This window comes from Streptococcus orisasini (genome assembly GCF_001431045.1).
GTDB classification, from domain to species: Bacteria; Bacillota; Bacilli; order Lactobacillales; family Streptococcaceae; genus Streptococcus; species Streptococcus orisasini.
Genome location: NZ_BCLE01000022.1, coordinates 45,374 through 58,624, shown reverse-complemented (window position 1 = coordinate 58,624; position 13,251 = coordinate 45,374). Strand labels below are relative to the sequence as shown.

The window sequence follows — 13,251 nt, the reverse complement described above, 5'->3', positions numbered from 1 at the left end:
TTTATTTATTATTGGAAAGGGTCAATTTTTTGGCAATATTGCGCATTTCATCCATCTTGCCCATATAATAATCAATAGCTTCATTGTCTTTACTACGGGCTGCTTGAGCTCGCTTGGCATTGTAGAGGCTCATGAGCTTCTTATAACCATCTCCCATAGATAATTTAATCTCCAGACTCTTCTCCAAACTAGCAATAGCCTCATCGCTGTCGTTCAGTTCAGCATACCACAAGCCTATTTTTTCATAGGATTTTGCCAACTCTTCATCTAATTTTTCTCTGCCATCATTTACAAGAGTTTTTTCATTTTCGATTTTCTTTAAAAGATCGGCCTTTGCTTCTTCAGAAAGTTCGACTTCTTGGATGACTTCTGCTGTTTTTTTATCTTTTTTCTTAAACAAGCCAAACACACCATCATCTCCTTTATCAGATTCCTATAGCTTTAAATATTGGGCTGAACAGCCAAGCATAGAGCAGGGCGACAACGACCGTATCAACATCGGTAGCTGTAGCATTGACAAAACCAAGTTGATTAAAGGCCGTAACCAAGAGAGCCGGCAGTAAGGTGATAAAGAAACCATGAGCAATACCGCCGATAATAGCTCCGCGGCGGCCGCCAACAGCATTGCCAAAGATACCGGCAGTCCCTCCCGCAAAGAAGTTGGTCAGCATACCCGGCAAAATCATAGCCAGACCCAGCATGGGCAAAATAAGCATGGCCACGATAGTACCAATAGTCGTTGTGATGAATCCAAGAATCACAGCATTGGGTGAATAAGGAAAGAGCACGGGACAGTCCAGAGCCGGAATAGCATCCGGAACCAGCTTCATGGCAATACCGCGAAAGGCAGGAACGATTTCAGCCAGAAGCAGCCGTACACCAGCTAAAAGGATATAGACACCGACAACAAATTGAATGGCTTGCATGAAAGCGAACATGATATAGTTTTGTGTACCCGTATCTACAGCCTTGGGCCCTGCAAAGATGGCCGTAATGATAAACAAGGGCACCATGACAACCATTACCGACAGATAAGTATCTTGCAGGAAGTCAAAGGCCTTGGGCAGTTCAATGTCTTCAATGGATTTTTTCTTGTCGCCTTTTTCACCGAATATTTTAGCCACACCTGCCTCAAAGAGATAGCCAATGGTACAAAAATGTCCCAGAGCAATATCATTTGAGCCTGTTACCTTGCGGATAATAGGCTGAGCAATAGCCGGCATGGCCACCGCAAAAGCACCGCCAACAATACCGCCAATAATAATAAGCAAAAATCCTCTAAGGCCGGCAAAATAACCAAAAACAGTGGTCATGGTGGCCATCCACAAAATAGCCTGCCCGGTCAGAAAGATGTATTTCCATTTGGTAATTCTTGCAAAGATAATATTAAACACGAAAATAGCTAGAAAGGTTAAGGCAATGTCACTGCCAAGCCCCAAATCATTCATGGCCTGACCATTGATTGCCTCAATTGAAGGAACAATCCCTTGGGTATGAAAGCCCGTTTTAAAGATTTTTCCAAAATAGGTTAAGCTCGTTACAATAACGCTGGAACCCGCACTTAAGACCTGAAAACCAAGCAAGGTCTTCAGCGTTCCAGAGATTACCTGACCAGCTGATTTTTTCTGCAAAATCAGACCCAGCATCGCAATTAAAGCAATAGTAATAGCAGCCTGTGTCAGGATATTATTGATAATAAAATTAATAATACTCATGTTCTCCCTCCTTTGTTAAATCAGCTTGCGTTCTCTTAAAACCGGAATCAGTTTTTCTTCAATTTCCTGACTGGAAACAATATTTTTTAAATAAATGATGGCTGTTTTAGACCCATCAATGTCAAAATTAGCAAACTGTTTCTGGAAATTTTGAGCGGTAATAATGACCTCCGGCTGAACCGAAGCCGCTGTCGAAATATCCACATGATCTAACTTGGCATCAATATGATACTTGTTCAAAACATCTTCAGCCGCCATCTGAGCTGCAAAGCTGCTGCCCAAACCAGCACCGCAGACAAATAAAATGTTAATCGGTTTTCCCATCATGACTCCTCCTTTGAATGGAATAAAATAGTTTTAACAGACTGAACATCCTTAGCTTGACAGAGCTGTTCAATCTTGTTGGTTGCTCGGATAAGATTAACAAGACTTTTCATAATATTGAGGTGTGAAAAAGAGTCAACCGCTGATAGACAAAATATGACTTGGACTTGTTCATTGTTTTCTTCACCAAATGAAACAGGTTTTTTAAAAACAGCCAGGCTCAGCCCCAGTTGTTTGGCCCCATCTTCTGGTCTGGCATGAGCCAGTGCCAAGTGCGGACCGATAATGATATAAGGCCCGTATTTTTCCACACTTTCAATCATAGCTTCACTGTAATGTTTAGTGACAATCCCCTCCTTATACAAAGGTGCAGAAACAAACTTAATGGCATCGCGCCAGCTGTAAGTTTTATCAGTAATTAAGATATGCTCATCCTTTAAAATATCCTCAATCATTGGTTGGACCTCCCTCTTATTAATCCTCAGACCGTTTCTTGCAAAAATACTTTCAATTGCTGCGTACAGCTCTTTATCAATGTCAACCTTGCTGCTTTTTTCCATGAGCTGGAGAATTTCCAAAAAAACCTTAGTATAATCGTCTTTTTTCTGACTCATTCTTCTAGCCTTTTGATTGGCTTGCAAAAAATGATTGATGCGCAGCTTGGTATCCTCTTGGATAATGGAGTCAAGAACCAAGACTGGCTTACCTTGGTAATCGATGTCTATTGTTGAAAAAACCAAGTCAACGTCTAATTTGTCAATAATATCTATTTCTCTGGAATTGAGAATGGCAAATACTTCAATATTGAAAAATTCCTTGAGATTCTCGGACAAGAGCTTGCCTGTAGCTGTACCATGATTGCAGACCACAACTGCTCGATACCAGTACTTGCTGTCCTGATTGAGCTCACTTAGAGTAGTTGAAAAGTAAATCGTTAAAAAAGCTATCTCATCATCTATAATTTTGCGTTCCAGCACCTTTTCCAGCTGACGGGAAAATTTAGCCACAGCTTGATAAATACTGCCGTAACTCTGCTTAATCCTTTCGGTTAAGGGATTGGTCAGCTGAACATTATTTTTGACCCTAGTCACCATGCTGACCATATGATGATATAGCCCTTGCTGTAAAATATTGTCCTTGAGATTAAAGGGAATCTTGGTTTCCTGTTCAACAAAATTGATGAGCTGAATCGTTAGTATCTGCAGCTGAATCCAGTTAATCGGGCTGTCCTTCTTTTTGATATTAAAAGACTGCAAAATCGAATGGATATAGCGCATTTCAAGGACTGATGGGGCTATCGCAAATGCTTGACAGATAGCTTTTAAATAATTATCAAGAGCAGCTGTTTTAACCGCAGCTTCCTTAGGAAGGTCCTCTTGACTGATTTTTGTTCCTTGTTTGACCCTTAAAAGCCAAATACAAGTAAAAAGGATAAAATGCGTTCGATGAATATCATCCTCAGCTGTCAAAATCGTATGATCGAAAATCTTATTAATTTTGAGGATAATCTCGCTAGGAATATAGCGGCTGATAATCCGACTCTTGTGTGACCTGAAGACTGTCCCTGTTTTAGCAATCTCCGGACTAAGAAGACTGTACAGCATAATACGAATGGCAGCCTCGCTGCCTTCTAGCAACAAACCCCTTTTAGGATGGCTGATAAGATTAATATGATAAAAAGACAGCTCCTGTCTGATTTGCCTCATATCTTCGTCAATGGTTGATTTGGAAACCCCGTAATACTTTTCTTGACGGTATACAAAGACCTTATCTGCTCCCAGAGCTAGATGTAAAATAAAATCTAAGGTCCGCTCCTTTCTGTCCAGGTAGTCTGTCTTGTCTTCATTGGACAACTCACTTTGCAGAACTTTTCCTTGCTCGTCGCTCAGATTTAAAACGAATCCTTGCGAACGGATACTTTGGATGATTGGTAAGTGAATTGATGTTAAAAAATCATTAATGGTTAAAATATCATTTCTTATAGTTCTGGAACTAACTTTAAATTCTTTTTGCAGACTATCTGTGCGAACGGGAAGTGTTGATACCAAAATACGGTTTAAAATACTGACAGAACGTTCTTTCATCAATTTCTTACCCCCTTCTTACTTATTAGTATAAGGTGAAAAACAGCTAATTGGTAGTAGATATTTTTGCCATTTCTTGCGGCAAAAAACTAAGCTGCTGCCTCAAAAATCAACGACTCCCAAAAAATAAAACCGCTGCAGCTAAAAAAGCCCAACCTCCAAACATAGGAGGCCGAGCCTTTCTAATAATCTATATCAACAACCCTTCTGATAGCAGCTAGGTAAGCAGTTGCCAGGATTAGCTGTCTTTTAAACTTGGTTTGATGTCATCTATCAAACTGGCAGTCATCCGCCGCGGACCGCGGATATTGGTAACGCCGTGCGCTTTAAGCCGCTCAATAGGAAAGTCGCTGTCTTCATATTTTTTAAGCAGCTCCAGTTTCATTTGTTTTCGCTTCACATGAGGCCGCTGAATTCCAGACTCAAGGACCCTGCAGGCATAGCGCAAAGCGCGTGTCGGCGCCGTAATATAAATAAAAAGGTAATCCCCAGTCTGAATGCTTGCCTTTTGCGGCCAGATATTGATTTTATGGGTAGCAAATTCGGCATCAATATCATAATATTTAAGATTAGCCGGAATAATCCAAAAGTCAGGACCAGCTGGATTTCCTAGACTTTTACCGCTGACCAAAGCTCTGCTATTGTCCACCAAAGAAAACAGCTGTTCATCTGTGACAGTGCCGTCCAGAACAACTGAAATCCATGATTTCTTATTCATATGGTAGGAAGGATAAATTCCCGGAACAGTCAGAAGCTCTGCCAGATCATCAGATTTGACCTTGAGATTGATGACCTCTACCTGCTGCCTGAGTTCCTCTTTATCCCACTTTTCTTCTCCCAAATCCAGCTTGCCACGTTCAATAGCCATGATGAGGCCATACCATTTACGGTTAAGAGGATAACGATAAGAAGAAAAAGCCGGATATTTTTTAAAAGGATGATCGTACTTATCCCCATAAATCTGCTCCAGCCTCTGCGCCAAACGGTTAGTCTGATCCTCTATAAAAGGCTGCGCTTCAAAGCAAGCATGGGCAATTTTTCCTAAAATCTCAGCATAAGCTTCCCTGACCTGACCGACAAAACTGCCTGTTTGATGCTCTGCCCGCAGGGCAAGATAATCATCGCCCATATCAGTATCGAGCACACGACCAGATACCACACCGGCAGCAGAAATGTTTATCAGGGCCTCAAAATCACCGTTCATGAAGCTTTCTTTGTAGACATATTCTTCCCCTTCCTTTGAAAAACCATAAGGAAGAAGGGTTTCAAATTTCACTCGTTTCTTCTTAAAAAAATCAGATTCAAGAGACATTGCTGTTTTCCTTTCTGGCAGCTGCAAATAAGACAAGACTAGTGCAGCACATACTTTTTGATAGCCTTGGAAGCTCCCTTATCATTGTTAGAGGCTGTTTCCTGGTCTGCCCCATCTTTGACAGCCTGCGGTGCATTGCCCATGGCTACCCCCAAACCGGCTAATTTTAACATGGGCAGGTCATTGAAATTATCACCAATCGTCATAGTAGCTGCTAGCGGCACATCATAATAGCTGGCAATTTCCATGAGAGCATTTTCTTTGGAAACTGATTTTGAGATAACCTCTAAATAATTAGCCTTTGACAGGTAAAAGGAAGCATCCGCAAATGACAGGGTCTTCAGATGCACAAGAAGTTCTTGAATCTCATCAGCCTCAGCAATTAAAAGAAGTTTATGAATCGGTCTTTTGCTGTCTGCCAAAAGCTCATCAAGTCTGTTAAGAAGCGGCGTTTCCTTGGTAATATCAGACTCAATCTGCACCCATTTATCTCTCTTTTCCACAATCCAGTCGCCATTAGAATAGACATTTACAGCAATGTGGGGAAATTGACTGCGGATGACATCGATGACTTTTTTCACCTCTTTTTTATCCAAAGTGTGTTCAATTAAAGTTGTGAAATTTTCTCGGTTGCCTTCTACAATCAAAGCACCATTGTAGCAAGCAATAGGATTGCTTCCCAAGTTGAGTTTCTCAGCGAGAGGAAACATACCATGAGGAGACCTGGCAGAAGCCAGTACAAAAGGAATCTTCCTTGCTTTTAAAGCAGCAACAGCCTCACCCAGATCAGAGTCAAGCTGGTGCTTGTCATCCAAAATCGTTCCATCAATATCACTTAGAATCAGTTTAATTGCCTTTACCATAATGCCTCCCTTTAAAAAATAATCTCAACCTCATCAGACAAATTTGCCTGTATCTTTTTACTTGGCTTTTTGTCCGTAATAAAATAATCAAAGTCATTAATGTCAGCCAAAACAAAATTAGACTGTTTATCAAATTTAGCCTGTTCTGCCAGCAACACCTTAGTCTTAGCGTTTTTTAGCACTAGTTTCTTTAGGTAGGTATCAGCTTCGTCTTCAAAAGAAATTTGACCTCCTTTAAGACCAGCAGCACCAATAACAGCAACATCAAAATGAATATCTTTCAGCAAATCCGCCTCATTTAAGGCATAATAGAAACGATTCTTACGATGAAACCGCCCACCCAAAAGATGAAAATCAACTGTTTCATGCTGAGCCAAGACTAAAGCGTTATCTAAAGAATGAGAATAAACCGTAATCTCCCTGTCAATGAGCTGAGCCAGCTTGAGAACAGATGTTGAAACATCAAAGAAATAGAGTTGTCTTTCAACGATTAATTGGTAAGCCTTTTGAGCGATATCATTTTTTTCCTGTGTCAAATTATTAAGACGCTCTTCAAAAGAAAGAATTGTCTGGGGCTTCTGCAGGGGCAAAATCCCGCCATGTGTTCGCAGAACCTGTTTTTTTTCTGCCAAAATAGCAAAATCACGGCGAATGGTATCACGCGAAACTCCCAACAGCTCACGAGCTTCTTTAGATGATAGCTGCCCTTTCTCTTCAATCAACCTTAGAATTTCTTGCAAACGCTGTTCTTGATACATTGTTTCCCTCCTTTCGCTAAATTTATTATAACATATTTTAAGCAAAAATAAGCATTTTTAAGTTTTTTTAAGTTTTTAGTTTTGGAAAAATGCTGCCTGCTAAAATGAGTTGAAGAGTTTTAAAAATAACTGCAGCCTTTCCAGTTAGATTAAACAAACAAAGGTCTGAAACAAAAAGTTTCAAACCTTCATTTTTTATGGTGAAATAACTTAACGTGACAGCTTATTAGATACTCTTGCTTATTTCAAGCGGAAAATATCAGGCAGCACAAGCTATTATTGCAGTCCTTTTTAGGCCTTTCTATTGACGATAATAATACTCTTCTGCCGGGTAATTCCCAGCATTTTGTGTTACCAAAATACGAGGTTTGCTTATATCTGATCGATCTCCTTGAGGATTCTTAAAACCAATCTTAAATAAAGCCAAGGCTGCACCTGTATTTCCTGACCTTAAGCTAGCATATGGAACATCACTCTTATTTTCAGAGTCTTTAACCCCTTGTAAAGTCATTGTACTGTTTACTCTACCATCAGAAGTAATTTCTAATGTCTCGCCCTTGCCGTTTTTCCAAATACCAACCAAGGATTGAAAATTACCGCTATTAATTTCATCAATATTTAAATCTTTTTGACTAGTATCATTTGTTTTTTCTTGGAAAGACCTCCAATAGAGCCGTGAAATATCAACTGCTGATCGGCCATTTTTAAAGGTCGGCATTTCATCACCCGCAGACATGTCAAAGTCTTGTTCTTTAAGGATATCATAGCCTGAATTATCTGCTTTCAGTTGATAAAGATAAGCTGTACCGGCTCCTGTACCAGACGACCATTGGGCAAAATATACTGTACCGTCATCATAAATATCAGTACTTTCGCGATCACCTCCAGCAGAAGCAACATAGGAACGTGATAAATAGGTTGAAATACCATTCTTAAGATAATAAATTGCCAGCAGAAAAGGCTTACCATTACTTGCCATGTAGCCAGTCAGCAGCTCATTGCTACCATTTCTATCGATATCGTAAAAGCAATACAGTGTCGCATGACCTTCTGTAGTATCAGCAGCCACCTTTTCCAAGGTGGAAGCATAGAGCTCCTCATCAGACACTTCCGCTTCAGTAACTTCCTTAGAGGAACTACTTGAAGTGGTTTGCTCTTTTGTCTCTTTTTCAGTCTGCTCTGCTTCTGTTTGACTAAAAGCTTCTTGCGAATTTGTATTATTACTACGACAAGCTGACAAAAGAAAAACCGTCAGCAGACTCAAAACAAGTTTTACTAATTTCTTTTTCATTAAAAACTCCCTATTCTTTATAAAAATAGTATACTATTTTACTATCCTTTGAGCAATCTTGCTCAAAAGTTAGATAATTTAGAAGAGTCTGGAGCAATAGAAAAAGAGGAAATTTCAAAGATACTTTTTATTGCACTTATAACAAAACCACGGCGACTGCCGTGACAGACTGTAGACAAATCTCCATTTGCCTACCTTAATCAGCAAAGAAGTCTACAGACTACCATATAAATTCCACGAACGCAAACAAGTTTAAAGGATACTTCCGCCGTGATGAAAGTGTCAGAAATGGTGAATTTTAGCCAATTCTGACACTCGGAAACTTTGAGACTGTGGCTCAAAGTTTAGGCATGGAATTCCCTAGGAAGTCGCTGCCGTCCGACATCACCTAAGGAAGTATCAAAGAAAAAGGACTTTTTCTTCAAGCTAAAACCACGGCGACTGCCGTGATTTTCTTTTAATCATTAAACCTTATTAATTCTACTCCCAAGAAAATAGGTTGAAATAAAACCACCGGTAAGTGCAGTTGCCATAACACAGATTGATACAATTAGGTTATATTTGGAACCAGAAGGGTCAATATAAGCTGGGAGTGAAATAAAACCAGGCGTTGAGACTACATATTGTGTCATTTTGAGCAGACCAGCTAAAAGTCCGCCTATTCCTCCGCCAATAATTGCACCAATCAAAGGATATTTTTGCGGGAAAAGAACTCCGTATACTGCTGGCTCAGTAATACCACATAGAGCTGTGATAGCAGCTGACATAGATATTGATTTCTGATTAACATCTTTGGAAATGAACATTGCTGCAAGAGCTGCACCTCCAACAGCAACGTTGGCAGGAGCCATACCTGTCATAATAAGGGGATCACTGCCTACTTGAGCCATTAATGCAAATAAAACTGGATAAGTGGCATTATTCATACCAAAGAATACCATTAAAGGAGTGGTCATCCCAATCACCATTACAGCGGGAGCTGGAGCTGCTTTATATAGAGCATAGACACCATCAGCTAACCAAGTTCCTAAAACATTTCCAATAGGGCCCAAAACAATTAATGTAACTGGAACTGTTAGTAAAATTGTAATCAAAGGAACAAATATAGTCTTAAAATAGACAGGCATATGCCTTTCCAGAAATTTATAAATGACTGACATAAACAGCACGCCCAGAATAATTGGAAATACTGTAGAATTGTAGTTTATTTGTGGAACTTTAATTCCAAAGAAATTGAGACCTTTTGCTCCATTAATTGTGGAATAAAGAAGGATTGCTCCCAAAAAGGCTCCTAGAAAACCATTTGATTTTAAACGGTTAGCAGCTGAAAAACCAATAAATATCGGTAAAAAGTAGAACGTAGCTTGATTAATGGCATAAATGATTATATAGGTGCCTGATTTATCACTTACTCCAAAGAAGTTAGTCAGTACTGTCAAAACTGCACCTGTAAGTCCGCCAGCCACAAGTACTGGAATAACAGGCGAGAAAGTTCCCCCAATAAAAGACATAATAGTATTTAAATAGCCATGTTTTTCACCGGGTTTCTTTTCTAAGGCTATATCTTCTCTGGCTGTATCAGCATCTTCCACATAACCTTTTTCTTTTATACCTTCCATTTTTTGAATTTCGGCATATAAGTTAGGAACATCTTGACCAATAACGATTTGATGTTCACCATTTTGTACAACAACAGTAAGAACACCTGATAATTTAGTAATTGCTGAGTTATCAAACTTTGTTTCATCTTTCAGATTCAATCTCAGCCGTGTCATACAATGACTAATACTTGCAATATTTGATATGCCACCACTTAATTTAACAATGTCATCAGCTAATCTTTTATAATCTTTAGACATAGCTAGTTCCCCCAGTCCTGACCATTTGATTTAATGAGATTCGAATACCAATAATAAGATGCCTTTTTAATTCTGGCTAAATCTCTGAGATCATCATCAGTTCTATTAATAAATACCAAGCCATAACGCTTAGCCATTCCATTACCCGTAGAAAGCAAATCTGTAAATGACCAAGGATTGTAGCCAAGGACTTCCGCTCCATCTTGAATGGCTAGCCCAATTTGATAGATTTGGTCTCGTAAAAAGTTAATGCGATAGGTGTCATTCACTTCACCATTTTCGTCCACATCCTCATGTGCGCCATATCCGTTTTCTGTGATAATCATTGGTAAGCGGTAGAGATTCCACATATCTCTTAGAACATAACGCATTGCTACTGGATCAATTTCCCAATCCCAATTTGTGTATTCAACGTAGTCATTATAAACAAGCTTGTATTCTCCCGGTACGACTGGAAATTTTAATTGCCCCTTAATACCATATTTATTAAGTTCATAGGCTTGAGGTTTTTCATTTAATTTTGCCTCAGCTGCCGTGTTTGAACGATAACAATTAATTCCAAAGTAATCAATTTTAGCTTGATTAAAAATTTCTTGATCTCCATCACGAATATCAGGATTTATCCCATGCTCTTTCCAATAGTTCTTGATAAAATTACTATATTTTCTATGTGCATAAAAGTCATTCCAAATTTTTTCAGTAAACTCTTCAGCATTAAGTCTTGCAATTTGATCCATCGGATTTCCAGTATTTGAATAAATTGGTACCATTCCAGGAACAGGCCCAATTTTTCCATTTTCCACCATTTCATGACAGGCGATAACAGCTTTGGCATGGCAAAGATTCATGATATGATTAACTTTCCACTGATCCTCAAACCATGTTTCTGGATATTTGCAGGTTCCTAACCAATGACCATAAACAATTTGCATGTTTTGTTCATTGATAGACAGCCAGTATTTAACACGATCTCCAAATTCCTTGAAGCATGTTCTGGCATATTGTTCAAAGGCATCAATAATACCACGTCCATACCAGCCTTCATATTCTTCATCAACCCATATCGGAAGGTCATAGTGATAAAGAGTTACAATTGGCTCAATACCATTATTGACAAGTTCATTAATTAAATTGTTATAAAAATCAATTCCTTTTTGATTGGGGATTCCTGATTTATCAGGAAAAATACGTGGCCAAGCAATTGAGAACCTGTACGAGGTAAATCCTGCTTCTTTCATCAAGGCAACATCCTCTTTATAATGATGATAATGATCAGAAGCAACTGAATTATCAGCAAATGGTTTTTTCTTTTGTGAATTTAAGTCAATCTTAGAAACTGTTCTGCCATCTTCATTAACAGCTCCTTCGACTTGCCATGCAGCACTTGAAGCCCCCCATAAAAAATCTTTAGGAAATGTTGGTTTTTCTTTATGATACATATTATTCTATTCCTCCTTCATAAACAATTGGCTGTACTCACAAATAATTGAATCCAAGGCGTAAGTTATACCATAAGTGTAATAAATAATATCTCTATTATTTTGATTGTCCATTGAGGTTAAATGATACACTCTATTAAATTTGGCATTAAATAAAGGATTTCTACTATTTGTAAACAAGAAAACTCTTGCTCCGCTTACAAATAAATCGTCTTCCAATGTTTCTGCTAATACTCCTGATATAGAAAATACAAGGATCAAACAATTTGAATTCAGTCTACTGCTAAATTGACTAAGCTTATCTTGGCTTGCAACAAGGGAAATTCTTTTACCAAAAATGGCCATTGTCTGCTGAAAGACCCGAATACTGTTTGCTATGGTACTTGAGGCAACTATTATCACTTCATCTGAATGATGAATAGTATTAACAATTTGTGTTAATTCCTTGTTTGAAAGTCTATCTTCCAATTCTGTGAACAGTAATTTAAGCTGCTCTCTCAATTTAAATAGAAAATGATCTTTACGATAAAACTCTTTATAACTTTCAAAGCCTTCATCAAATTCGGAGAAGTGCTTTTTGAGCTCTTTAAAATTATCGTAGCCCAAATGTTGACAAAAGCGTCTCACTGTAGCTCTTGACACATTATTTTCTTCAGCAACCTCAAAAATATTTAACTTGTCTATCTCTTGATAGTTATCAATTAAATAGCGGGAAAGCTGATAATCTACACTTCCCAGATCACTGGAATTGTATAAATTCTGCAAATTATAAAGTAAGCTTAAGCGTCTGTTTTCCATTATTTTCTCCTCGGCCTTGGATTAGTTTCATTTTATATCTTTATAAACAAAAAAGGGGAACAATTATTGTCCCCTAAAAAAGAGAACCAAGCTGAAATGAGCTGGTTCTCTACAAATATTGAGATAAGTCACTCACTGCAGCTAACAATGAGCTAACTTTTTGAGATACGATTACATTTGTCTCAAATTTTTTTCATGTTTTATTTGGCTTCAATGACTCCTAAATTACCATCTTCACGACGATAGAGTACATTAGTTGTATTGTCATTAGCATCTGTATAAATAAAGAAGTCATGTCCCAGAAGATCCATCTGCAAACGAGCTTCTTCAATATCCATTGGTTTTAATGTGATATTTTTTGTTCTCACAACTTTTACTGCTGGTGTTTCTTCAATTTCTTCTGCCTCAAATTCAGTTGTAAAGACGTGAGATGTCGGTTTCTTTTCCCGATGTTTTTTAGCAATTTTTGTCTTATTCTTGCGAATTTGACGTTCAATTTTATCAACAACTAAATCAGTTGAACCGTACATGTCTTGAGAAACATCTTCAGCACGAAGAGTAACTGAATCAAGCGGAATAGTAACTTCAACCTTAGCCGTTTTTTCGCGATATACTTTTAAATTGATACGTGCATCTAATTCTTGATCAGCATTAAAATACTTTTCGATTTTCTTGAGTTTAGACTCAACATAGTTGCGAATCGCATCTGTTACTTCAATGTTCTCGCCACGAATACTATATTTAATCATAAGCTACCTCTTTTCTTACGCTCAAAATAAGCGCTTTCTTCATTATTATTATATCGCTT

General features: G+C 38.3%; 12 protein-coding genes. All 12 read right to left on the bottom strand.

The annotated features are described in order from the left end of the window. Position 1 precedes the first annotated feature (1 nt). The 12 genes from SCSH_RS04285 to hpf all read right to left on the bottom strand — a co-directional run bounded on the left by SCSH_RS04285 (position 2) and on the right by hpf (position 13,192). On the bottom strand, positions 2 to 409 hold the full coding sequence (locus tag SCSH_RS04285) for a tetratricopeptide repeat protein (RefSeq protein ID WP_057490660.1): 408 nt from the start codon (positions 407 to 409) through the stop codon (positions 2 to 4). A gap of 16 nt (positions 410 to 425) precedes the next feature. Next, positions 426 to 1,715, bottom strand: a complete 1,290-nt coding sequence (locus SCSH_RS04280; protein WP_057490659.1) for a PTS sugar transporter subunit IIC — start codon at positions 1,713 to 1,715, stop codon at positions 426 to 428. A gap of 15 nt (positions 1,716 to 1,730) precedes the next feature. Continuing rightward, the gene (locus tag SCSH_RS04275; protein WP_057490658.1) at positions 1,731 to 2,039 is read right to left on the bottom strand and encodes a PTS sugar transporter subunit IIB; all 309 of its coding nucleotides are present in this window, start codon (positions 2,037 to 2,039) and stop codon (positions 1,731 to 1,733) included. Continuing rightward, complete coding sequence (locus tag SCSH_RS04270) at positions 2,039 to 4,123, bottom strand: BglG family transcription antiterminator (RefSeq protein WP_057490657.1); 2,085 nt, start codon at positions 4,121 to 4,123, stop codon at positions 2,039 to 2,041. Before SCSH_RS04270 ends, SCSH_RS04275 begins: the two co-directional genes overlap by 1 nt. A 238-nt stretch (positions 4,124 to 4,361) precedes the next feature. After that, entirely contained in the window at positions 4,362 to 5,435 is a 1,074-nt protein-coding gene (locus SCSH_RS04265) for an MmcQ/YjbR family DNA-binding protein (RefSeq protein ID WP_057490656.1), read from the bottom strand. Between the two features lie 38 nt (positions 5,436 to 5,473). Next, positions 5,474 to 6,298, bottom strand: a complete 825-nt coding sequence (locus tag SCSH_RS04260) for a Cof-type HAD-IIB family hydrolase (protein ID WP_057490655.1) — start codon at positions 6,296 to 6,298, stop codon at positions 5,474 to 5,476. A gap of 11 nt (positions 6,299 to 6,309) precedes the next feature. Continuing rightward, positions 6,310 to 7,056 carry a sugar-phosphate phosphatase transcriptional regulator SppR gene (gene sppR, locus SCSH_RS04255; RefSeq protein ID WP_057490654.1) on the bottom strand — a complete coding sequence of 249 codons (747 nt, stop codon included), beginning with the start codon at positions 7,054 to 7,056 and terminating at the stop codon, positions 6,310 to 6,312. 301 nt (positions 7,057 to 7,357) lie between these two features. Then, on the bottom strand, positions 7,358 to 8,347 hold the full coding sequence (locus tag SCSH_RS04250; RefSeq protein WP_057490653.1) for a DUF6287 domain-containing protein: 990 nt from the start codon (positions 8,345 to 8,347) through the stop codon (positions 7,358 to 7,360). Positions 8,348 to 8,811: 464 nt separating this feature from the next. Further along, on the bottom strand, positions 8,812 to 10,206 hold the full coding sequence (locus tag SCSH_RS04245; protein ID WP_057490652.1) for a PTS transporter subunit EIIC: 1,395 nt from the start codon (positions 10,204 to 10,206) through the stop codon (positions 8,812 to 8,814). Positions 10,207 to 10,208: 2 nt separating this feature from the next. Beyond that, on the bottom strand, positions 10,209 to 11,645 hold the full coding sequence (locus tag SCSH_RS04240; RefSeq protein ID WP_057490651.1) for a glycoside hydrolase family 1 protein: 1,437 nt from the start codon (positions 11,643 to 11,645) through the stop codon (positions 10,209 to 10,211). A 6-nt stretch (positions 11,646 to 11,651) separates the two neighbouring features. Then, a complete protein-coding gene (locus SCSH_RS04235) occupies positions 11,652 to 12,443 on the bottom strand; it encodes a MurR/RpiR family transcriptional regulator (RefSeq protein WP_057490650.1) in 792 nt (263 codons plus the stop codon). A gap of 200 nt (positions 12,444 to 12,643) precedes the next feature. Next, a complete protein-coding gene (gene hpf / locus SCSH_RS04230) occupies positions 12,644 to 13,192 on the bottom strand; it encodes a ribosome hibernation-promoting factor, HPF/YfiA family (protein WP_057490649.1) in 549 nt (182 codons plus the stop codon). Between the last annotated feature and the right edge of the window lie 59 nt (positions 13,193 to 13,251).